The organism is Mycolicibacterium wolinskyi str. Jessa 2025 (assembly GCF_049241375.1).
GTDB lineage: Bacteria > Actinomycetota > Actinomycetes > Mycobacteriales > Mycobacteriaceae > Mycobacterium > Mycobacterium wolinskyi.
Window position 1 is genome coordinate 1,090,286 of sequence record NZ_CP185960.1, and the last position, 20,897, is coordinate 1,111,182.

Annotated in this window: 19 protein-coding genes and 1 pseudogene; 11 read left to right on the forward strand and 9 right to left on the reverse strand. The window is 65.5% G+C overall.

What is annotated here, in order from left to right:
* Window positions 1-316: 316 nt before the first annotated feature.
* From ACOI2T_RS05505 to ACOI2T_RS05515, 3 genes are all read left to right on the forward strand, one after another.
* Window positions 317-1,528: an acetyl-CoA C-acetyltransferase gene (locus ACOI2T_RS05505; RefSeq protein WP_067846341.1), complete on the forward strand. Its 1,212-nt coding sequence runs from the start codon at window positions 317-319 to the stop codon at window positions 1,526-1,528.
* A gap of 16 nt (window positions 1,529-1,544) precedes the next feature.
* Window positions 1,545-3,692, forward strand: a complete 2,148-nt coding sequence (locus ACOI2T_RS05510; protein WP_409503752.1) for a 3-hydroxyacyl-CoA dehydrogenase NAD-binding domain-containing protein — start codon at window positions 1,545-1,547, stop codon at window positions 3,690-3,692.
* 206 nt (window positions 3,693-3,898) lie between these two features.
* The gene (locus tag ACOI2T_RS05515; protein WP_409503751.1) at window positions 3,899-4,315 is read left to right on the forward strand and encodes a MerR family transcriptional regulator; all 417 of its coding nucleotides are present in this window, start codon (window positions 3,899-3,901) and stop codon (window positions 4,313-4,315) included.
* Window positions 4,316-4,330: 15 nt separating this feature from the next.
* On the opposite strand, the gene ACOI2T_RS05520 is transcribed toward ACOI2T_RS05515, so the two are convergent.
* The 4 genes from ACOI2T_RS05520 to ACOI2T_RS05535 are packed head-to-tail and all read right to left on the reverse strand — an operon-like array spanning window position 4,331 to window position 6,723.
* Complete coding sequence (locus ACOI2T_RS05520) at window positions 4,331-4,771, reverse strand: TIGR03618 family F420-dependent PPOX class oxidoreductase (RefSeq protein WP_409503750.1); 441 nt, start codon at window positions 4,769-4,771, stop codon at window positions 4,331-4,333.
* A 27-nt stretch (window positions 4,772-4,798) separates the two neighbouring features.
* Window positions 4,799-5,929, reverse strand: coding sequence for a WXG100 family type VII secretion target (locus tag ACOI2T_RS05525; protein ID WP_409503749.1), 1,131 nt, complete (start codon window positions 5,927-5,929; stop codon window positions 4,799-4,801).
* Window positions 5,930-5,947: 18 nt separating this feature from the next.
* Window positions 5,948-6,268, reverse strand: coding sequence for a type VII secretion target (locus ACOI2T_RS05530; protein ID WP_409503748.1), 321 nt, complete (start codon window positions 6,266-6,268; stop codon window positions 5,948-5,950).
* A gap of 32 nt (window positions 6,269-6,300) precedes the next feature.
* A complete protein-coding gene (locus ACOI2T_RS05535; protein ID WP_409503747.1) occupies window positions 6,301-6,723 on the reverse strand; it encodes a PPOX class F420-dependent oxidoreductase in 423 nt (140 codons plus the stop codon).
* 54 nt (window positions 6,724-6,777) lie between these two features.
* Between ACOI2T_RS05535 and ACOI2T_RS05540 the strand changes: the two genes are divergently transcribed.
* The gene (locus ACOI2T_RS05540; protein WP_409503746.1) at window positions 6,778-8,604 is read left to right on the forward strand and encodes a S9 family peptidase; all 1,827 of its coding nucleotides are present in this window, start codon (window positions 6,778-6,780) and stop codon (window positions 8,602-8,604) included.
* Between the two features lie 4 nt (window positions 8,605-8,608).
* Here the strand turns inward: ACOI2T_RS05540 and ACOI2T_RS05545 are convergent, their stop codons facing one another.
* Window positions 8,609-9,034 carry a pyridoxamine 5'-phosphate oxidase family protein gene (locus tag ACOI2T_RS05545; protein WP_067846319.1) on the reverse strand — a complete coding sequence of 142 codons (426 nt, stop codon included), beginning with the start codon at window positions 9,032-9,034 and terminating at the stop codon, window positions 8,609-8,611.
* A 55-nt stretch (window positions 9,035-9,089) separates the two neighbouring features.
* On the opposite strand from ACOI2T_RS05545, the gene ACOI2T_RS05550 reads away from it, so the two are divergent.
* Window positions 9,090-10,079, forward strand: coding sequence for an LLM class F420-dependent oxidoreductase (locus ACOI2T_RS05550; RefSeq protein WP_085141727.1), 990 nt, complete (start codon window positions 9,090-9,092; stop codon window positions 10,077-10,079).
* On the opposite strand, the gene ACOI2T_RS05555 is transcribed toward ACOI2T_RS05550, so the two are convergent.
* Together ACOI2T_RS05555 and ACOI2T_RS05560 are read right to left on the reverse strand one after the other, a co-directional pair.
* The gene (locus ACOI2T_RS05555; protein ID WP_409503745.1) at window positions 10,060-10,425 is read right to left on the reverse strand and encodes an SgcJ/EcaC family oxidoreductase; all 366 of its coding nucleotides are present in this window, start codon (window positions 10,423-10,425) and stop codon (window positions 10,060-10,062) included. The genes ACOI2T_RS05550 and ACOI2T_RS05555 overlap by 20 nt on opposite strands.
* Window positions 10,412-11,110, reverse strand: a complete 699-nt coding sequence (locus ACOI2T_RS05560; protein WP_409503744.1) for an SDR family NAD(P)-dependent oxidoreductase — start codon at window positions 11,108-11,110, stop codon at window positions 10,412-10,414. The genes ACOI2T_RS05555 and ACOI2T_RS05560 overlap by 14 nt, the downstream gene beginning before the upstream one ends.
* Window positions 11,111-11,235: 125 nt before the next feature.
* Between ACOI2T_RS05560 and ACOI2T_RS05565 the strand changes: the two genes are divergently transcribed.
* Complete coding sequence (locus tag ACOI2T_RS05565; RefSeq protein ID WP_409503743.1) at window positions 11,236-12,219, forward strand: LysR family transcriptional regulator; 984 nt, start codon at window positions 11,236-11,238, stop codon at window positions 12,217-12,219.
* On the opposite strand, the pseudogene ACOI2T_RS05570 reads toward ACOI2T_RS05565, so the two are convergent.
* Window positions 12,211-13,323 (reverse strand): annotated as a pseudogene (locus ACOI2T_RS05570) (YbfB/YjiJ family MFS transporter); the annotation flags it as partial. The gene ACOI2T_RS05565 and the pseudogene ACOI2T_RS05570 overlap by 9 nt on opposite strands.
* Window positions 13,324-13,370: 47 nt before the next feature.
* On the opposite strand from ACOI2T_RS05570, the gene ACOI2T_RS05575 reads away from it, so the two are divergent.
* The 3 genes from ACOI2T_RS05575 to ACOI2T_RS05585 all read left to right on the forward strand — a co-directional run bounded on the left by ACOI2T_RS05575 (window position 13,371) and on the right by ACOI2T_RS05585 (window position 16,047).
* A complete protein-coding gene (locus ACOI2T_RS05575; protein WP_409503742.1) occupies window positions 13,371-14,054 on the forward strand; it encodes an SDR family oxidoreductase in 684 nt (227 codons plus the stop codon).
* Window positions 14,055-14,099: 45 nt separating this feature from the next.
* Window positions 14,100-14,444, forward strand: coding sequence for a cupin domain-containing protein (locus tag ACOI2T_RS05580; protein ID WP_067846300.1), 345 nt, complete (start codon window positions 14,100-14,102; stop codon window positions 14,442-14,444).
* A gap of 91 nt (window positions 14,445-14,535) precedes the next feature.
* A complete protein-coding gene (locus ACOI2T_RS05585; RefSeq protein ID WP_409503741.1) occupies window positions 14,536-16,047 on the forward strand; it encodes a cytochrome P450 in 1,512 nt (503 codons plus the stop codon).
* Here the strand turns inward: ACOI2T_RS05585 and ACOI2T_RS05590 are convergent.
* Window positions 16,044-17,693, reverse strand: a complete 1,650-nt coding sequence (locus ACOI2T_RS05590; RefSeq protein ID WP_067846295.1) for a DNA repair helicase XPB — start codon at window positions 17,691-17,693, stop codon at window positions 16,044-16,046. The two genes, ACOI2T_RS05585 and ACOI2T_RS05590, sit on opposite strands and share 4 nt — an antisense overlap.
* Window positions 17,694-18,053: 360 nt before the next feature.
* On the opposite strand from ACOI2T_RS05590, the gene ACOI2T_RS05595 reads away from it, so the two are divergent.
* Window positions 18,054-20,048: a hypothetical protein gene (locus tag ACOI2T_RS05595; RefSeq protein WP_409503740.1), complete on the forward strand. Its 1,995-nt coding sequence runs from the start codon at window positions 18,054-18,056 to the stop codon at window positions 20,046-20,048.
* A 30-nt stretch (window positions 20,049-20,078) separates the two neighbouring features.
* Window positions 20,079-20,504 carry a hypothetical protein gene (locus ACOI2T_RS05600; protein ID WP_085141709.1) on the forward strand — a complete coding sequence of 142 codons (426 nt, stop codon included), beginning with the start codon at window positions 20,079-20,081 and terminating at the stop codon, window positions 20,502-20,504.
* The last annotated feature ends 393 nt before the right edge of the window (window positions 20,505-20,897 follow it).

Consider the following 20,897-nt stretch of genomic DNA (forward strand, 5'->3'; position numbering starts at 1 on the left):
ATGTCGCTGCAAGGCGGGCAGGCGAAATCGTGTGGCGGCAATGGTGGGTGAGGCCAAAGTGCCACCTGTGACGTTCGCCGTGGCACACAAGGGGATGATGTTGCACACGAGGCGTTTTCCGCGACATTGTCGCTCATAGGCGGGCGGGGCGACACCCGGCTTGGTGGCCGAATCAACGAGAAGATCGGCCAGGCGTTTTCACCTGTCAAGCTCCCAACCAACAGGTTGATCGAAGCCCCTGGTAGCCTCCGGGCAGAGGCCCATCTGCTGCGCGGATGGACCCGTCAATCAACCTGACAGGACCTGGAGCAAAGACATGTCCGAAGAAGCCTTTATCTACGAGGCGATCCGTACGCCGCGCGGTAAGCAGCGCAACGGCTCGCTGAACGAGGTCAAGCCCGTCAACCTGGTCGTCGGCCTGATCGAAGAGATCCGCAGCCGCTACCCCGACCTGGACGAGACGCTGATCAGCGACGTCATCCTGGGCGTCGTCTCACCGGTCGGTGATCAGGGCGGTGACATCGCCCGCACCGCAGGGCTGGTGGCCAAGCTGCCCGAGACCACCGGCGGTTTCCAGCTCAACCGCTTCTGCGCCTCGGGCCTGGAGGCTGTCAACCTGGCTGCACAGAAGGTCCGTTCCGGCTGGGACGACCTGGTGCTGGCCGGTGGCGTCGAGTCGATGAGCCGCGTGCCGATGGGTTCCGATGGCGGCGCCTGGGCCTCTGACCCGGAGACCAACTACCGCATCGGCTTCGTCCCGCAGGGCATCGGTGCCGACCTGATCGCCACGATCGAGGGCTTCTCGCGCGACGACGTCGACGCCTACGCGCTGCGGTCGCAGCAGAAGGCCGCCGCGGCGTGGTCGGGCGGCTACTTCGCGAAGTCGGTCGTGCCCGTCAAGGATCAGAACGGTCTGGTCATCCTCGACCATGACGAGCACATGCGCCCCGACACCACCCTCGAGGGCCTGGGCAAGCTCAAGACCGCGTTCGACGGCATCGGCGCGATGGGCGGATTCGACGACGTGGCGCTGCAGAAGTACCACTACGTCGAGAAGATCAACCACGTCCACACCGGCGGCAACAGCTCGGGCATCGTCGACGGCGCGGCGCTGGTGATGATCGGCTCCGAGAAGGCGGGCCAGTCGCAGGGCCTGACCCCGCGGGCGCGCATCGTGGCCACCGCCACCAGCGGTGCCGATCCGGTCATCATGCTCACCGGCCCGACCCCGGCCACCCGCAAGGTGCTGGACCGTGCCGGCCTGACGGTCGACGACATCGACCTGTTCGAGCTCAACGAGGCGTTCGCCTCGGTGGTGCTGAAGTTCCAGAAGGACCTCAACATCCCCGACGAGAAGCTCAACGTCAACGGTGGCGCCATCGCGATGGGCCACCCGCTCGGCGCCACCGGCGCCATGATCACCGGAACCATGGTCGACGAGCTCGAGCGTCGCGGTGCTCGGCGTGCACTGATCACGCTGTGCATCGGCGGCGGCATGGGCGTTGCCACCATCATCGAGCGCGTCTAGGGAGAAGCGAACAGTCATGGCAGAGAACACCATTCAGTGGGACAAAGATGCCGACGGCATCGTCACCCTGACGCTGGACGACCCGACCGGCTCGGCCAACGTGATGAACGAGCACTACAAGGAATCCATGCACAACACGGTGGAACGCCTTGTTGCCGAAAAGGATTCGATCACCGGCGTCGTCATCACCAGCGCGAAGAAGACCTTCTTCGCGGGCGGTGACCTCAAGGGCATGATCAACGTCGGCCCGGAGAACGCCGGCGACGCCTTCAGTGAGGTCGAGTTCATCAAGGCCGACCTGCGCAAGCTGGAGACCCTGGGCAAGCCTGTCGTCGCCGCCATCAACGGTGCCGCGCTGGGTGGCGGCCTGGAGATCGCGCTGGCGTGTCATCACCGCATCGCCGCCGACGCCAAGGGCAGCCAGATCGGTCTGCCCGAGGTCACTCTGGGCCTGCTGCCCGGCGGTGGCGGCGTGACCCGCACCGTGCGCATGTTCGGCATCCAGAAGGCCTTCATGGAGGTGCTGAGCCAGGGCACGCGGTTCAACCCGACCAAGGCCAAGGAAACCGGTCTGGTCGACGAATTGGTCGGCAGCGTCGAGGAATTGGTGCCCGCCGCCAAAGCCTGGATCAAGGCCAACCCCGACAGCCACACCCAGCCGTGGGACGTCAAGGGCTACAAGATGCCCGGCGGCACGCCGTCGCATCCGGCACTGGCCGGCATCCTGCCGTCGTTCCCGGCGCTGCTGAAGAAGCAGCTCAAGGGTGCGCCGATGCCCGCCCCGCGCGCGATCCTCGACGCCGCCGTCGAAGGTGCGCAGGTCGACTTCGACACCGCGTCGCGCATCGAGAGCCGCTACTTCACCCAGCTCGTCACGGGCCAGGTCGCCAAGAACATGATCCAGGCGTTCTTCCTGGATCTGCAGCACATCAACGGCGGCGGCAGCCGGCCCGATGGCATCGCCAAGCAGGAGATCAAGAAGATCGGCGTGCTGGGCGCGGGCATGATGGGCGCCGGCATCGCCTACGTGTCGGCCAAGGCCGGCTACGACGTCGTGCTCAAGGACGTCACGATCGAGGCCGCGCAGAAGGGCAAGGCCTACTCGGAGGGCTTGGAGGCCAAGGCACTCAAGCGAGGCAAGACCACTGAGGAGAAGTCCGCCGCGCTGCTCGCCAAGATCACCCCGACCGCCGATCCGCAGGATCTGAAGGGCGTCGACTTCGTGATCGAGGCCGTGTTCGAGGATCAGGACCTCAAGCACAAGGTCTTCCAGGAGATCGAGGACATCGTCGAGCCGAACGCACTGCTGGGCTCGAACACCTCCACGCTGCCGATCACCGGTCTTGCCACCGGCGTGAAGCGCCAGGAGGACTTCATCGGCATCCACTTCTTCTCACCGGTCGACAAGATGCCGCTCGTGGAGATCATCAAGGGCGAGAAGACCTCTGACGAGGCGCTGGCCCGCGTGTTCGACTACACCCTGGCGATCAAGAAGACCCCGATCGTCGTCAACGACAGCCGCGGCTTCTTCACCTCGCGCGTGATCGGCACCTTCGTCAACGAGGCGCTGGCCATGCTGGGCGAGGGTGTCGAACCGGCCAGCATCGAGCAGGCGGGTTCGCAGGCCGGCTACCCGGCACCGCCGCTGCAGCTGTCCGACGAGCTGAACCTGGAGCTCATGCACAAGATCGCGGTCGCGACCCGCAAGGGTGTCGAGGCTTCGGGTGGCACGCACGTGCCGCACCCGGCCGAGGCCGTGGTCGAGAAGATGATCGAGATCGGCCGCCCGTCGCGACTGAAGGGTGCCGGGTTCTACGAGTACGCCGACGGCAAGCGTGTGGGTCTCTGGTCCGGCTTACGGGAGACGTTCAAGTCGGGCAGCTCGACCCCGCCGCTGCAGGACATGATCGACCGGATGCTGTTCGCCGAGGCACTCGAGACCCAGAAGTGCTTCGACGAGGGCGTGCTGACCTCGACCGCCGACGCGAACATCGGCTCGATCTTCGGCATCGGCTTCCCGGCCTGGACCGGTGGTGTGCACCAGTTCATCGTCGGCTACGAAGGCCCGTCCGGTAAGGGCAAGGAAGGCTTCGTGGCGCGCGCCAAGGAGCTGGCCGCCAAGTACGGCGACCGCTTCCTGCCGCCGGCCTCGCTGGAGTCGTAGGCAACAACGTCAAAAGCCCCCGGCGCGAGCCGGGGGCTTTTGCGTCTGCCGGCATTGAAATTGCGTACCGGGTCGTGGTTCTCGGGCATTCACGACCCGGTGCGCAATCTCAACCCGGGGTTGGTGCTGTGTGGCGCAGGGAGGCCTTGTCATTCATGGCCCCAGCGTCATACTTGAACCGCACTTCAAATCAAGAGGTTCGGTGAATGCAACAACTCCTGGACATCGCTGACGTCGTGAAGTCGACGGGCGTGACGACGTCGACGCTGCGCTACTACGAACGCCTCGAACTCATCGCACCCGCGGGCCGAAATGGGCTGCGCAGGCTGTACGAACCGTCGATCGTGCAGCGGCTGCGGGTGATCGGAATGCTTCAGCGGGCGGGCATGACGCTTGACGAGGTCGGTCAATTCCTCGATCAGCGGCGGCGCGCAAACCACGGCTGGCGCGACATGATTCACCGCAAGCAGGACGAGCTTCAACAGCAGTTGTCGGTGATACAGGCCGCAATTGACGGCTTGACGCATACGTTGTCGTGCCCGCACGCGGATCTGCTCGACTGTCGGCACGTCGCGGAGGCCCTTGACGACGGCGGTATCTGGGCGAACACCGAGCGGCGCTGACGTCGTCTGCGCTTGTCACCCTGGGTTGGAGTAGACGCGCGTAGGCGTGATCAGAACCGCGGCCCGACGCTCTTCGCGCATGACCCGGTCATAGGTGTCCCAGTCGTCGTGTGTGCCGCCGGCGGCTTGAAAGATGTTGCGCAACAACACTCCCAGCGTTTCAGGATCGACGTCCGAGTCGTCGGGGCCGATGATCTCGGCGGTCCCCTCTACCGTGACCCACTGCCAACCGGCGCGCGCGACGACGGTGGCGCGTGGGTCGGCACGCAGATGGCGCAGTTTCAGTGATCCGCCGATTGCCACGAGCGCGACGACGGGCTCAGCGTTCTGCGGGTGGGCCATCACCCCGGCATTGACGACCGACGACTGGATACTGCCGTCGCGGCGCAGCGTGCTCAGCACACACAACCCCTGATCGCGCGACAACACGTCGGCGAATGCGGAAATGTCGGCCATGATGGGCTCCTCTTTCGTGTGCGCAGCTTAAGGTCCCCAGTCGTCATCAAATTCGTCTGGGTCGAAATCGGGGTCCCCAACCGGATAGAGCCACCCATCGTCGTCGATCTCGTAGATTATCTTCTCCGGGAGACCGCCTGTGGCGCTCACGGCTTGGATGTCCGGAGCACCGCTGGACGATGACGTCTGTGCTGCCGAATAGCTCGCGGGCGTTGCCGCCGTGGCCGTCGAACCTGAGCCCTGGGCCGGGGGGCCCGGCGTTGTCGGCGGCGCGGTGGGTACCGGGCCACTCTGCCGTGACGGCTGTGTTGGATTGGCCTGCGCCGGCACCGGACCTTTCGTCGGTGGGGGTGTGGGCGCCGGAGTGCTCGGCCGCGCCGGTTCGGCGGCTCGTGTTTGTGTCGGTGTGCCACCGGTTTTCGGTGGCGGTGTGGCGGCGGCCGGCCGTGGCGCCGCCTGAGGATTGGCGGGCCCGGTGACCACCGGTGGCACGGGTGGTACTGCGGCAGGGGTGGCGCCAGGCGTGGTCTGGTCGGCGTCCTTGCCTGGCTCGGCAGGTGAGCTTCCGTCCTTCTTTGTGTCGTCCGCGGAAGGCTTGCCCTCCTCGGCGGGGCCCATCCGGGCGATCTCCTTCAGATCCAAGTCGCCCGTGGCCTGCTGCAGAGCGTTGGCCAGCGTGTTGTCCTGGGTGTCGAATTCGGCGATCAGTCGCTTGAGGTCGATCGAATACTGCATCGCGAGCATCTGCATCTGTCGCGCGAAAACCGGGCTGCGCGAAGCCATTTCATCGGCCCGGCTACCCGGGGCGATCGAAACCGTGCCGTCGTCGTCAACCTCGAATCCGAACGGTTGGATCTTGCTGACGATCTCGGCGACGTCGGCGCGGGTGGCCGACATCTGGTCGCCACCGCGCTGCAGTGCCGCATGCATGTCGTGCAGTGCGTCGACGATCTTGCGGTGGCTCGCGAATGCCCGCTCAGCATTGGCGCTCGCCGCGTCGGAGGCGGCCGAGTCCCAGCCTTTGCGCATGTCTGCCAAGGCGTTTCGACCCTGGTCCAGTTGATCGACGGCCGTCTGCGCCTGCTGCTGCGCCAGTTGTGCCGCGTCGATCAGGCCGGCGGGGCGCGAGGCCAGGATGGTCGGAATCGTGACAGTCATTGGTGCCGAACCCGTCGACTACGACTCGGCGTCCATCGTCCGGAATTGTCGTGCCAGTGCCGCGCTCGCGTCGTCGTCGGTCTGGTCGTACCTGGAAGCCGCCGCACGCAGGTCCTCGGAAAGCTTGGTGAGTGAGGATCCGACCACGGCGGACGCTTCGTCTACCCGGCTGGCCGCAGCCGCCACCGCCGCACCGCACGCCAACCCGCTCATCGCCCGTGCGGCCACATCCGCGATCTGGTGACCTGCGCGAAACCCGGCGATCTCGTTGCCGATACCGCCCACCGTTTCGGCCGTCGATTGCAATGCGGACGTGGAAACGTGCACCGACTCTGCCATGGGGCAAAGCGTAGTGGTTTCGACTCCGCGTCTCAGTCCGCTACGTCGAATCCGGCATGCACTTTGGTCGGCTTGACCCGTACCACCAGCTCTCCCGGCACTCCGTTGCGCCTGCCGAATTCCTCGGCTCGCTCGGCACCCATGTAGCGGCCGCCGGTTCGGGTGGCGACGTCGAGCAGGTCGTCGGGTTGTTCGCTGATGGTGGCGACGCCCTGAACCTGTACGAACGAGAACGGCGGGTTGTCGTCGTGGATGCACAGCACCACCCGGGGATCTCGCGCCAACGCCCGGCCCTTGGCGGTTTCCTTGCCGGTGTTGAAGACCAGCTCACCGTCGTCGACGAGGAACCACACCGGCGCCGACAACGGCCGGCCGTCCTTCGCGACCCAGCTCAAGACGGCGGTGCGGGTGCCTTCAGACAGAAACTTGACTACTTGATCGGATAGTTCGGCCACTTCGTCACGCTACGCTCGAACGGCACTGGACCGCATCGCTGATACGGGGGCGCAATGACCGGAGCCAAGCTGATCCCGCTGGAAGTCTTGTTGGGCCACCCGGAGCGCGCCGCACCGCAGATCTCGCCGGACGGCACCCGGCTGTCGTACCTCGCGCCGCTCGACGGCGTGCTCAACGTGTTCGTCGGCGACGCCGGGTCCGGCAACGAACAGCCGGTCACTCATGACAGGGACCGCGGGATCCAGGGTTATCTGTGGGCGCACGACAATCGTCACCTCATGTACGTTCGGGACAAGGACGGCAGTGAGAACTTCCGCCTCTACGACGTCGACCTGCAGACGGGTGCTGAACGCGACCTCACGCCGATGGACGGTGTGCAATGCCGACTCATCGCCCATCACAAGCGATTTCCGAACGATGTGCTTGTCGGGATCAACAAGGACAACCCGCAGCTGCACGATGTGTACCACCTCGACCTGACGACCGGTGAGCTGCGCAAGGTCCTCGAAAATCCCGGGTTTCTCGGCTGGGTGGTCGATGATGACCTGAAGGTGCGCGGCGCGGTGACGCCTACTCCTGACGGCGGCATGGTGATCATGGTGCGCGAGGACGAGCATGCGGATTGGCGGCCGCTACTCGAGGTACCTCCGGAAGACGCCGAGTCGACGGGGCCCGTCGGCTTCACGAAAGACGGCACCGGGATGTATCTGCAGACATCGGTCGGGTCGAACACGTCGCGACTCGTCAAGATGCAGGTCGAGTCCGGTGCGACCGAAGTGATCGCCGAGGACGACACCTACGACATCGCCGGCGTGATCATGCATCCCGACACCAGGGAGATCCAGGGCGTGACGTGGTACGGAGAACGCCTTGAGTACCGCATATTCGACGACGCGATCCGTGGCGACATCGAAGCGCTGCAACGCCTGCACGCCGGCGAGTTGATCATCAGCGACCGCAGCGACGACGACACCACCTGGCTCGTTGCGTTCGATCAGGACTCCGGGCCGGTGAAGTTCTACCGCTGGGACCGGGCTACGCAGACAGCGACGTTCCTGTTCGATCATCGTCCGGAACTCAACGATTATCCGCTGGTGCCGATGGAGCCGTTCAGCTTCACCGCACGCGACGGCCTGACCATCCACGGTTACCTGTCGTACCCGCCGGGCGAGCAGCGCACGAACCTGCCCGCGGTGCTCGATGTCCACGGTGGCCCGTGGGTGCGTGTCGGGTGGGGCCTCGATCCGGAGGCGCAGTGGCTGGCCAACCGCGGTTATCTGTGCGTGCAGGTGAACTTCCGCGGCTCGAGCGGTTACGGCAAGGAGTTCCTCAACGCGGGCAACCGCGAGTGGGGAGCCAAGATGCACGACGACCTGATCGACGCCGTCGACTACCTGGTCGAGCGGGGCATCGTCGACCGTGATCGCATCGCGATCTACGGCGGATCCTACGGCGGCTACGCGGCGCTGATCGGGGCGACGTTCACCCCGGACGTGTTCCGGTGTGCGGTCTCGATGGTCGGTCCATCCAACCTCAACACCCTCATGGACTCGTTCCCCGAGTACTGGAAGCCGATGATCGCGTTGTGGCACAAGCGAGTTGGCGACGACCCCGATTTCCTGTGGTCACGGTCGCCGCTGTCGCGAGTGCAGGACATCCGCATCCCGATGCTCATCGCCCAGGGCGAGAACGATCCCCGGGTCAAACGAGCCGAGTCCGAGCAGATCGTCGCGGCCATGGCTGAGCACGGCATCGACCACGAGTACGCGCTGTACGAGAACGAGGGCCACGGCTTCGCCAAGCCCGAGAACCGGCTCGACTTCTATCATCGAGCCGACCGGTTCCTCGCCAAGCACCTCGGCGGCCGCGCCGAAACTTAGGGCGTCACACCGACCCCAGGTCCGCCGAGAGCCAATGCTCGGGCTTCAGGTACACCGTGACGCTCTCGCCGTGCTCGCGGCGCGCGAACTCCAGGTAGCCCTCGACCTTTTCCGGGGCGAGGTAGCGCTTGGTCATCTCGACGAGTTGTTCGTCGGTGCTCGGCTCGATCCGGCTGACGGCACCGTCGACGGCGACATAGCGGACGGTCGGCTCGAGCCGCTCGACCATCAGCGAGAAATGGCCGGCGGCCTCGATGAGCCGGTGCTTGCGCGACCCGACACCCGTCAGCACCCAGGGCTCACCGCCGGGTGAGTACTGGTACCAGATCGGGACCGTGAGCGGACCACGCTTGTCTCCGGCATACACCGACAGTGCGGCGATGTGCGGTTCGGCGAGAAACTGTTCGCGTTCTTCCTTGGAAAGGGCCATGAACTCAGGCTAGCCGCGTCCACCGACACGGCAGGCCGTCGTAGAGTGAGGATCCATGCGCTTTGGACTCTTCATTCCGCAGGGCTGGCGACTCGATCTCGTAGACATTCCCACACAGCAGCACTGGCCGGTCATGAAGGACCTGGCCACCTACGCCGACGGCGGCGCCTGGGATTCGCTGTGGGTGTACGACCATTTTCACACCGTTCCGGTGCCCACCGACGAGGCGACGCATGAGGCGTGGTCGTTGATGTCGGCGTACGCGGCGACGACGTCACGCATCAAACTCGGCCAGATGTGTACGGCGATGAGCTATCGCAACCCGGTGTACCTGGCGAAGGTCGCGGCCACCGCCGACATCATCTCGGGCGGCCGTATCCAGATGGGCATCGGTGGCGGGTGGTACGAGCACGAGTGGCGGGCTTACGGCTACGGCTTCCCGTCGGCCGGGGTGCGGCTGGGCCGTCTCGACGAGGGTGTGCAGATCATGCGTGACGCGTGGCGCGACGGCCGGGTCAGCTTCGACGGCAAGCACTATCAGGTCGACGACGCGATCGTCGCACCGAAGCCGTTGCAGGAAAACAGCATCCCGCTGTGGATCGCCGGGGGCGGAGAGAAGGTGACGCTGCGCATCGCGGCCAAGTATGCGCAGTACACCAACTTCACCTCCGCGCCCGACGGGTTCGCCCACAAATCGGAAGTGCTGGCCGGGCATTGCCGCGAGGTCGGCACCGACTACGACGCGATCGTGCGGTCGGCCAACTTCAACGCCGTCATCGGCGATTCGGAAGCCGATGTCAAAGACCGGATCGCCCGGCTGCGCGACCGCCAGGTGCCGGTGGCGGGGGAGGCCGCGGTCGACGCGATGTTGTCGACCATGAGTGCTCCCGAATCCGCCTCCGGCACACCGGAACAGGTCGTCGAGAAACTGCAGCGGATGCGTGATCTCGGGTGTGAGTACGCGATCCTGTACTTCCCGGAGGCCGCATACGACCGGTCGGGTATCGAACTGTTCGAGCAGAAGGTCATCCCTGCACTGGGCTGACCTGGTAGTGCGCGATTTGCCACCCGGCGTCATTGCGAGTGACCACCACACCCAGGTTTAGGTGGATCGGGTCCCGGTCGCGAAAGGAGAAGTCCGCGACCAGGTATCCGAGCACCACTCCGTCGGCGAGGTTGCGCGTCTCGCGGATGCGGTAGTCGACCGTCATGCCCGCCGGCTGGGAGTCGTAGTACTCGAACACCCCCTGTTGTCCGACGCTGTAGGGCCGCAGGCCCTGAAAGATCGCATCGGCGGTGAACACGTCGGCCACCCGCTGCGGCTCGTGTGCGTCGATGCCGGCCTTCCACACGTCGAGCACCCCGCGCAGGATGTCCTCAGTGGCCTGCACTTTGACCTCCGTCGACGCGCAGGATCTCGCCCGTGACGAACCCGGCCTGCTCCAGGTACAGCACCGCCTGGACGGCGTCGTCGATTTCACCGAGCTCATTCATCGGGTTCAGCGACGCCATGAAGTCGTGACTGGACGGATCGTGCATCGGCGTGTTGATCGAGCCGAGAGCCACCGCGTTGACGCGAATGCCACGGCTCGCATATTCGACCGCGAGCGCCTTCGTGACCGCGTTCAGTCCACCTTTGGTCAGGGAGGCCAGCGCCGCGGGCACCTTCGAATTGGCCTGATCCACCAGGCTGGTGGAGACGTTGACGATGTGGCCGGAGTCGCCCATCGCGGCGAGCGCTGCTCGGGATACCTCGAAGAACCCGCGCAGGTTCACGCCGGTGATCGCGTCGTAGTCGGCGTCGGTGTACTCGGTGAACGGCTTCGCGATGAAGATGCCTGCGTTGTTGACGACCGTGTCGATGCGGCCGAAGCGTTGCAGCGCCGCGTCGACGACGCGCTGACCGACGCCAGGCTGGGAGATGTCACCCGCCACGGTCAGCACCATGGGGTCGTCGCTTTCGCCGATGCTGCGTGAGTTCGCGACGACGGCGTAACCGAGCTTGCGGTATCCCGCCACCAGGCCCGCGCCGATGCCCTGAGATGCGCCGGTGATGATCGCAACTGGAGTGTTCATGTTGGTCCCTTTCTGATCCGGTCCTATCCGGTTGCACCACTCAACACGGCATCGGGCGCACTCATGTCCGGTCGACGGGACCGGTTGCCTCTCTGCTGAGAGGCTGTGCCTATTACGCTGCAACGGTGGAGCTGCGGCAGCTGCGCTATTTCGTCACCGTCGCCGAGGAACTGAACTTCGGCCGCGCTGCCGAGCGTCTGCGCATCGCAGGGCCGTCGCTGTCCCAGCAGATCAAGGCGCTGGAGCGCGACCTCAAGGTCACCCTGTTCGACCGGGACCGGCGGTCGGTCGCACTCACCTCGGCCGGGGCGGCACTACTGCCCGATGCCCGCGCGTTGATCGCCCAGGCCGACGAACTACGCAGGCGCGCAAAAGGTATGGCGGTCTCCGACCCGGTGCGAATCGGCTGTGTGAACTGGTGCCCGACCGATTGGGCCGAGCGGGCCGCGGGCGTCGCCGAACTGCGGGTGGACACGTGGGTGATGCCCTCGCACACGCAGGCCGCCCGCGTCGCCGACGGCAGCCTTGACCTGGCGATCTGCTGGGTGCAGAACGCCGACCTCGACGCGCTGTCGCTTGACGCGCGGCTGCTCGGCGTCGACCGGTTGTACGCGTTGGACGCCGGCACCGACGAAGCCCCGGTCGAGGCCGCCGACACCGTGGTGCTGGTGGACGCCGACGGTGCCAGCTGGTCGTCGTGGAACCGCTACGGCGAGCAGTTCGCGGCCGCGACGGGCGCGCGGGTGATGCGTACCGACGACGGCGGCGTCACCGGCCCGACGTTCTTCGAGCATGTGCGCCGGCTGCGTCGTCCGGTCCTCAACAACCCCAAGGGCCAGGATGTGTCGCTGCCGCGGGGTCTGGTGCGTCGGCCGGTGATTCACCCGTCACCGTTGTGGACGTGGTCGTTGGTGTGGCGGCGTGGCGAAGACAACCCCGCTGTCCACGCCGTCATCGACGAATTCACCGGCGGCACCAATGATTTCGGGCTGACCGACCCGACGGTCTGGCTGCCCGCCGATGATCCGCATAAGCCCGGCGATCAGAGCGGCGGCCAGCACCACGACAGCGCCGAGGACCAGCGCGGGCCGGAACCCGTGGTGCAGTAGCGGCGCCGCCATCAGCGGGCCGACAATCTGGCCCACCGAGTACCCCGCGGTCAACAACGCAACTGCACGCGGATAACGCAGCAGGCGTCCGGCGGCCAGCGCGAGTGTGCTCACTCCGACGAAGGTGCCGCCGAACAGCACGGCACCGACCAGTGCGGCGGTGATTCCGCCGACCAAACCCGCGACGGCGATCCCGACCGCCTGCAGGCACAGTGCCGCCACCAGCAAGCCCGGATGGGACCATCGGCTACTCAGGGTTGCCCACAATGCCGCGGACGGAACGGTCGCCACGCCGACTACGAGCCACGTGCCGCCCCCCAGCCAGTCCGGTGCACCTTGTGCGACTGCCGCGACCAGGAACGTCCCGGCGATGATGTAGCCGATCCCTTCGAGCGTGTAGCTGGCCAGCAGCAACGAGAAGGCGCCGTGCGGTGGGCGCTGTCCGGCATCATCGGCTGCCGTCGCCGTGACGGGGGCGTGCTGCATCGACCAGGCGCCGATCGCCAGCACCGCGGACACCGCCGCCGACGCCCACCAGGCCGCCTTCCAGTCGTCGATGGCCAGCACGAGCACCGCCGAAAGCGCGATGCCTGCTCCGATACCGCCGAACCCCCAGCCGGCAAGACGCGCAGGATGGTCATGGAGGTGTTCCAGCATCGTGTTGACTGCGATCACGAACACCAGTGCGCTGGTCAGCCCGGCCACGGCGCGCAGCGCTGTCCACTCGATTGGATTGGTGGACAACGGCATTGCGGCAAGACTGGCGATGAGGCCGATCAGGCACACGCGGCACGCGGTCATCGATCTGGCAAGCCGTGGCCAAACGGTACCCATCAGGGCACCCGCCAGATATCCGACATAGTTCACGGTGGCCAGGTTGGCCGCGGTGTGCGGCGAGATTCCGGCTTGTGCGGTCATCAGCGGCAGTATCGGCGTGTAGACGAATCGGCCGATGCCCATCGCGGCGGCCAGTGCTGCCGCCGTCCGGGCCACATGCGCATGGTGTTGCATCGATCCATCGTCCGGCGCGGCGCCGCTCGGTTCCACGATCCAAATCCTCTCAGCTGCAAGGAACTGCCTTTCACACCACGGGATTGCAGACATAGATCCGAATTGTTGTGGTGTCCGCACAACGCGAAAGGAGTGGTCCGATGACACAGAACATCACCGCACTGGTGACCGGAGCCAACCGTGGGTTGGGGCGCCTGCTCGCCGCCGAGCTCGTCGCACGCGGGGCAAAGGTGTATGCGGCGGCCAGGAGGCCCGAGACGGTCGACCTGCCCGGGGTGATTCCCGTTCAACTGGACATCACCGATCCGGAGTCGGTGCGCCGTGCGGCCGAAATCGCGCAAGACGTCACGGTATTGGTGAACAACGCCGGTGTCTCGACACGGGCGAACCTGTTGACCGGGCCAATCGAGGACATCCGGCTGGAGATGGAGACCCACTACTTCGGAACCCTCAACGTCACACGCGAGTTCGCGCCGATCATCGAACGTAACGGCGGCGGTGCGATTCTCAACGTCCTGTCGGTCCTGTCCTGGTACCACCCGCCGACCTCGGGCGCGTATGCCGCGGCCAAGTCGGCCGCGTGGGCGCTCACCGATGCCATGCGGATCGACCTCGCGCCGCGCGGGATTCACGTCGCCGCCTTGCACGTCGGCTATATGGACACCGACATGGTCAGCTACGTTCCCGCGGACCAGAAGATCGATCCCGCGGTGGTCGCCGCGCAGGCGATTGCCGGACTACTCGACGGGCGGCCGGAGATCCTGGCCGACGAGTGGGCGCGTAGCGCCAAGGCGCAGTTGTCCACCGCGAACACCGGCGGTTGACCCGACTGCGCAGAATCTGCCGTCACGAAGTGGCACGATTCAAGTATGGAGAAGATCTCGCTCACCGCGCTTGCGCGTCAGCAGTTGGCCTCAGCCCGGACGGCCAACAGCGGACGTAGTGCCCACACCGTCTACGGCGGGCATGAACACGCACTGCGTCAGACGCTGATCGCCCTCACGCAGGGCAGTGGTCTGGACGAGCACGAGAGCCCCGGTGAGGCGACTCTGCAGGTGATCGAGGGCAGGGTCCGGCTGGCGAACTCGGAGGCCAGCTGGGAAGGGTCGCCGGGCGACCACATCGTGATCCCGCGTACCCGCCACACCCTGCACGCGTTGGCGGATTCGGTGGTGTTGCTGACCGTGGTGAAGACCATGGGGCCGCATACCTGAAATTAGGGGCTTGGCCTGACTCGGTACCAGCGGTACCGTATACCGCGAGTCCGTGCTCCGGGGGGTGCGCGGACTCCCGGGGAGGTGGCATATGTCCCAGCCGAGCGCACAGTCCGCGCAAGTCGCGTGCCCAGTCCACGCCGAGGCGAGCTTGCATCCGCCGCGGTGGGCGCCGACACCGGTGCGTTGGCAACACACCGAGGTCGGCTATCTGAAGTCGTGGTGGCTCGCCATGAAGGCCATCCGGGCGGGGTACCGGCACACGATCTACGAGTACGCCACCGAACTGCCCGGTCAGGACGACATCGTCGTCGCACGTACGCCGCTGGCCAAGTTCGTGGTGGTGCGCAACCCCGATATCGCGCGCCACGTCCTGGTGTCCAATCAGGACAACTACGCCAAGAACGCCGAGTACGACCTGCTGGCCGTCGCGTTCGGACGCGGCCTGGTCACCGATCTGAATGACGAACTGTGGCAACGCAACCGGCGTCTGGTTCAGCCCCTCTTCGCCAAACGTCAGGTGGACACGTTCGCGCCGCAGATGACCGCTGCGTGCGTCGCGGCCGCTGACCGCTGGGACAGGATCCTGGCCTCCGGGCGGCCCGTGGACATCGCTGCGGAGATGAACTACGTGACGATGGACATCATCGCGCGCACGATGTTCGGCATCGAACTCACCGGCAAGCTCGCCGAACAGATGCGCACCGACTTCGCCCGGCTGCTAACCCTTTTCGGTTACGGGTTCCTGCTCGGCGTGGCGCGGCCGTTGCGTTGGGGTGCCGACAAGATGTCCTCACCTCGGCTCGCGATCAATGCGCTGCGGCGGGGTGCGTGGGTAATCGCACCGCGGGCCAGGTGGGGTCTGAGCCGGATAGAGCGGTTCATCGACCAGTTGATCGCCGACCACCGCAGCGGCAAGATCGAGCGCACCGACAATCTGCTGGCACTGTTGATAGCCGCTGAGGATCCCGAAACCGGTTACCGTTACACCGATTTGGAGATCCGCGACGAGGTGATGACATTCCTCGGGGCCGGCTTCGAGACCACCGCGGCGGCACTGGCCTGGACCTGGTACCTGCTGTCGCAGAATCCCGAGGCGCGCCAACGGCTGGGCCGTGAGCTCGACGACGTTCTCGGCGGACGCGAACCCACTGCCGACGACGTCGACAACCTGCCCTGGACACAGGCAGTGGTTGCCGAGGCCATGCGCGTGTACCCGCCGATCATGGGCGTGGCCCGGATGGCGAAAGGCGATGACATCCTTGGCGATTACCCGATCAAAGCCGGAACCAGCGTGGCCATCTTGATGCACAGCATGCACCACAACGCCCGCGTGTGGGGCAACCCGTACGACTTCAATCCGTCACGGTTTCTCAAGGAAAATCTCGACGGTGCGCAGCGTCGTGCGCAGATGCCGTTCGGGGCGGGTAAGCGCATGTGCATCGCCTCTGGGTTCGCCAATTTCGAGGCCACGTTGATCATCGCGAGCCTGGCCCAACGGTTCGAGCTCGATCTCGTACCTGGTCAGCGGCTGCGCCGCGAGTTGACGTTCACCGGCGGCCCGGACGGCGAACTGCTGATGACGTTGCGGAGTCGCGGTTAGATCGCCGGGCCGAGTAGATCGTCGGCGTCTTTGATGATGTAGCCGTAGCCCTGCTCGGCCAGGAACCGCTGCCGGTGCGCGGCGTACTCCGCGTCGAGACTGTCGCGGGAGACCACCGAATAGAACACCGCACCGCCACCGCCTGCCTTGGGGCGCAGCAACCGTCCCAGCCGTTGTGCCTCTTCCTGGCGCGAGCCGAACGTGCCCGAAACCTGCACGGCCACTGAGGCTTCCGGAAGGTCGATGGAAAAGTTGGCGACCTTGGAAACCACCAGCGTGGAGATGTCACCGCGGCGAAAGGCGTCGAACAGCGCCTCGCGTTCGGCGTTCTTCGTCGACCCCTGGATCACCGGCGCGTCGAGCTCTTGCCCCAGTTCCTCGAGCTGGTCGAGGTAGGCGCCGATCACCAGGGTCTGCTCGCCGGGATGGCGCTCGAGGATCGAGCGCACCACCGCGATCTTGGTGTGGACGGTCGAGCACAGCTTGTAGCGCTCCTCGGGTTCCGCGGTGGCGTAGAGCATGCGCTCGTTGTCGGTCATCGTCACCCGCACCTCGATGCACTCGGCGGGCGCGATCCAGCCCTGGGCTTCGATGTCCTTCCACGGTGCGTCGTAGCGCTTGGGGCCGATGAGGCTGAACACGTCGCCCTCGCGGCCGTCCTCGCGGATCAGCGTCGCGGTCAGCCCGAGGCGCCGGCGAGACTGCAGGTCAGCGGTCATCCGGAACACCGGCGCGGGCAGCAGGTGCACCTCGTCGTAGATGATCAGGCCCCAGTCGCGGCTGTCGAAGATTTCCAGGTTCTTGTATTCGCCCTTCGTGCGGCGGGTGATCACCTGGTACGTCGCGATGGTGACGGGCCGGATCTCCTTTTTCTCGCCCGAGTATTCGCCGATCTCGTCTTCGGTCAGCGAGGTACGGGCGACGAGCTCGCGCTTCCACTGCCGGCCCGCCACCGTGTTGGTGACGAGGATCAATGTGGTGGCGCCGGCCTTGGCCATCGCGGCCGCACCGACCAACGTCTTGCCCGCGCCACATGGCAGCACCACGACGCCCGAGCCGCCCGCCCAGAACGATTCGGTGGCCATTTCCTGGTAGTCGCGCAAGGCCCAGCCGTCTTGTGCGAGCTCGATGGGGTGTGCCTCCCCGTCGACGTAACCGGCGAGATCTTCTGCCGGCCAACCGATCTTGAGCAGCATCTGCTTGACCCGGCCGCGTTCGCTGTTGTGCACGACAACGGTGTCGTCGTCGATGCGCGCGCCCAGCATCGGCGCGATCTTCTTGTTACGTAGCACCTCCTCGAGCACGGCGCGGTCGAGGCTGACCAGCGTCAGACCGTGCGCTGGGTGTTTGACCAGCTGCAGGCGGCCATAACGCGCCATGGTGTCGACGATGTCGACCAGCAGCGGCTGCGGAACCGGATACCGGGAGAACGACACCAGGGCATCGACGACCTGCTCGGCGTCATGACCGGCCGCGCGCGCGTTCCACAACGCGAGCGGCGTGATGCGGTAGGTGTGCACGTGTTCGGGGGCACGCTCCAGCTCGGCGAAGGGTGCGATCGCGGCCCGCGCCGCTCCTGCTTGTTCGTGGTCGACCTCGAGCAGGACCGTCTTGTCGGACTGCACGATCAACGGGCCGTCAGTCATGCGCGATCCGCCCTGCTTCCCGGCTGCAAACTCATCCTGTCCATTATTCCGAACCCGTCGAGCTGGACGTCTGGCGCACGGAGATTCAGACGCGGAGGTAACTCCGACAGCTATCTGTGACCAGCTGCGTTCACAGTAACGGTGACGACTATTGACGGCCGGTTCCCAATAGATAGCTGTAGTTCCTCAACCCTGGTAGGGAATTTTCGCTAGATGAGATTTGGACGATGCCAGGTGCGCGTCGAAGTTGCGAATTGTAGCTGTGTATTGACCATGTAGGCGCGCATGTCTACAGTGCTGATCAAGCGTGCTGATGATAGCTGCGTGCAAACTATGAAAAGTTGCTGATCGGGAGATCGCATGTCGGGGGAGCGAGGTTGGATCGCGGGTGCAGGAAACTTCCTGCGCGACGGTCAGCAAAGTATCTGGTTGGGGTGGCCGGCGCGTTGGCTGGCCGCGTTGTGCGCGGTGGCGGTCACCGTCGGCGGGCTGCACCTGGCCGCGCCGTCGAGCGGGGTGGGGCAGGCGGCGCGCACGGTGTCGGCGGCGCAAGGGTTCGCCGACGCCGCAGTCGCTGCGTTCACCGATTCGGCGGTCGGCTCCGATCCCACTCTGACCGTCGAGGCGCGCCGCGCCGGATTACCCGAGGAGCCGGTGGCCGGCCTGACCGCACCCACCGCCGCCGGCCCGGTGCAGGTGGTGTTGCCCGGCGGGCTCGGAAACGCCCAGCACACCGCGGGCGGGCAGGTCGTCTACCCGAATGCCGGGGCCGGGTTCGACATGCTGGCTGAAAACACCGCCACCGGCACTCGCACCGTGGCGCGGATCAGCGATCCGGGCGGGCCACGGATGGTCACCACCTTCGTGCGTACCCCGGCCGACACCGTCATGCTCGCCCACACCAACGGCTACCTGACCATCAACAAAGCCACCCCGACCGCCGAGACCATCGGCATGTTCTCACCGGCCGAAACCCGCGACGCCACCGGCCGATTGGTGCCCAGCTCGTATGTGGTCAAACAACTCGCCCCGCAGCTATATGTGCTCGCCGAAGTCATCGACCCCCAACCGCACACCACCTGGCCGGTCTACGTCGACCCACCCCTGCACCTCACCGGCGGAACACCGCTGCCCCAAGGGTTCCTCGATTCGTTCACCAACACCGTCAGCTCACTCGCCGACACCGCGACCTCGGCAGTCACAACCGTCGCGTCGGCCACCGTCTCCGGCGCCAAGGCCGTGGGCGGGTTCGTCAAGGAAAACCCACTCGAATCCGCTCTACTCGTGGGTGGTGTCGCGTTGGCGGTCACCGGCGTCGGCGGCCCGGCCGGGGCTGCCATGATCGCCTCGGCCACTGTCAACATCTCCAGTGCCGCCGTGGATATCGCCGCCGCCGCCATGCCTGACAACCAAGCCCTGGGCATCGCCTCCGCGGTGCTCGGCGCCGCCTCCGTCGTGACCCCGCAAGGCGCGGCCAAGAAGGTGGTCACCGAGGGCGCCGAACTCGCCGTCGAGCAGTTCGGCAAGCACGCCGACGACGTCATCGACGTCGCCAAAGCCACCCCCACCCCGCCAGCGCAACTCGCCGAGGAGATCGCGGACGCGGCGAAACCACCGGTGCCTGGTGTGAGCACTCCCAAAGCTCCCAACGCGCCCCCGGGCAAGGCTCCCGTACACGTTCCCCCGGGACACACTCTGGACTGCGGGTGCATCACCCAGCATCCGGCCGGGGTCTACGACGAAACCAAGATGGGCGGGCAAGGACCGTTCATCGACCACTACGAAGCGGCAATCCTCGACCAACCCAGTCCTTTTCCGATCGCCACTCAGTCAGCACGGAACGCTAATCGCAACGAAGCCATGAAAGGCTTCCCGCTGCGGTCGGGGTATGCGCGCGACGAGAAACCACTCGCTATGAGCGCCGACCGCGGCACTGGCCGCCCTAACGTGCGGTACCTCAATCCCAGGGCATCCTCGGTCGAGGGCAATACTTGGTCGACCGTGATCCGCAAGTACAAGCTGAAGCCTGGCGATCTAGTCGAAGTGGTGTTCCGGAACCGCGCCGGCCAAACCAGCTGCCGCAACTGCGCGCAACGCGACCTGCTCCAACGGCAACCACAGTTACGTCCGTCCAGCCCCGCCCAGCAACGCGCTATCGACGCCGAACGGGTCAGCACCGTCACCAACCGCCAACGCCTCACCGCCGTGCAGAAGGCCGGGGTGCAAGCCACCCGCGACAGCAACAACAATGGTAACGGCGATCACTCCGCGTCATCGAACAAGAACCGCGACCACAACAAGCAGAAACCCAAGAAAGACAAGAAGAGCAAGAAACACCACAAAAAGCCCAAATGACACTCAACCCAGCCGAGAGGACCAACCAGAATGGCGGGCAACGAACTACTCGCTCAAGCCACAATGATTCCGGACTACCAACAAGTCTCCTTCGTGGCATTGGGTTGGGACGAGGTTCCCGAACTTGGCGATGAGTATCCCGTGGAGTTCATTGCCGACGAATCCAGCGTCAACGTCTTCACCTTCGCCGACGACCAAGACCAACACGGTGATCGCACGGTCGACATCTATGTGTACCGCGGCACCGACACCACCGGCCTAGGTCGACTCATCTTCGACACGCCACTGAACTTCCCCGAACCCGAACTCACCTTCGGCAGCATCCTGGCAACCGCGGAATACCACCACCACGTTCCACTCAGGCGGACCGGCTCCATCCCTATCCGCGTGCTCACCCGAGAAGCCCAGCCCGGCAACGGAACCGACGTCATCAATGTCCTCATCGACGATAGCTAACCGCCACAGATCTTCTCCGTATCGCGAAGCTGTCTTGCTTCTAGTCAACCGAGGACGATCAGATCCACTCGCAGCTAGACGCCGATCGTGAGCCTTAAAGCCTCTAACGCCTTGCCTTCGACACACCCCCGTTGTTTGATCTTTCCGCAGCCGAAATCCACTTTCGACAGTGGACTATCAGCCGAGGCTAACCCGCCAAAGTCCGCCTCCCACGGCACAACTGGGGCCACTTTAAACCCTCCTACCGGGGCGCCAACTGGAGTTGACATAGCCATCGGATCCTCCGGTAAGGGCGGCGCCGACACATCCCAGAAGAAGGAAAGAAAAAGAAGCAGAGCAGCTTGAGCGGGCGCATGCCTTTCTCGTGAGTAGGCAAGCGTCCGGCGACCTTGA

Coding starts and splice junctions, on each gene's coding strand:
- ACOI2T_RS05580 (WP_067846300.1), top strand. CDS start 14,100: ATGGAGAAGATCTCGCTCACCGCGCTTGCGCGTCAGCAGTTGGCCTCA.
- ACOI2T_RS05505 (WP_067846341.1), top strand. CDS start 317: ATGTCCGAAGAAGCCTTTATCTACGAGGCGATCCGTACGCCGCGCGGT.
- ACOI2T_RS05525 (WP_409503749.1), bottom strand. CDS start 5,929: ATGACTGTCACGATTCCGACCATCCTGGCCTCGCGCCCCGCCGGCCTG.
- ACOI2T_RS05540 (WP_409503746.1), top strand. CDS start 6,778: ATGACCGGAGCCAAGCTGATCCCGCTGGAAGTCTTGTTGGGCCACCCG.
- ACOI2T_RS05585 (WP_409503741.1), top strand. CDS start 14,536: ATGTCCCAGCCGAGCGCACAGTCCGCGCAAGTCGCGTGCCCAGTCCAC.
- ACOI2T_RS05545 (WP_067846319.1), bottom strand. CDS start 9,034: ATGGCCCTTTCCAAGGAAGAACGCGAACAGTTTCTCGCCGAACCGCAC.
- ACOI2T_RS05560 (WP_409503744.1), bottom strand. CDS start 11,110: ATGAACACTCCAGTTGCGATCATCACCGGCGCATCTCAGGGCATCGGC.
- ACOI2T_RS05530 (WP_409503748.1), bottom strand. CDS start 6,268: ATGGCAGAGTCGGTGCACGTTTCCACGTCCGCATTGCAATCGACGGCC.
- ACOI2T_RS05550 (WP_085141727.1), top strand. CDS start 9,090: ATGCGCTTTGGACTCTTCATTCCGCAGGGCTGGCGACTCGATCTCGTA.
- ACOI2T_RS05575 (WP_409503742.1), top strand. CDS start 13,371: ATGACACAGAACATCACCGCACTGGTGACCGGAGCCAACCGTGGGTTG.
- ACOI2T_RS05595 (WP_409503740.1), top strand. CDS start 18,054: ATGTCGGGGGAGCGAGGTTGGATCGCGGGTGCAGGAAACTTCCTGCGC.
- ACOI2T_RS05600 (WP_085141709.1), top strand. CDS start 20,079: ATGGCGGGCAACGAACTACTCGCTCAAGCCACAATGATTCCGGACTAC.
- ACOI2T_RS05520 (WP_409503750.1), bottom strand. CDS start 4,771: ATGGCCGACATTTCCGCATTCGCCGACGTGTTGTCGCGCGATCAGGGG.
- ACOI2T_RS05590 (WP_067846295.1), bottom strand. CDS start 17,693: ATGACTGACGGCCCGTTGATCGTGCAGTCCGACAAGACGGTCCTGCTC.
- ACOI2T_RS05515 (WP_409503751.1), top strand. CDS start 3,899: ATGCAACAACTCCTGGACATCGCTGACGTCGTGAAGTCGACGGGCGTG.
- ACOI2T_RS05510 (WP_409503752.1), top strand. CDS start 1,545: ATGGCAGAGAACACCATTCAGTGGGACAAAGATGCCGACGGCATCGTC.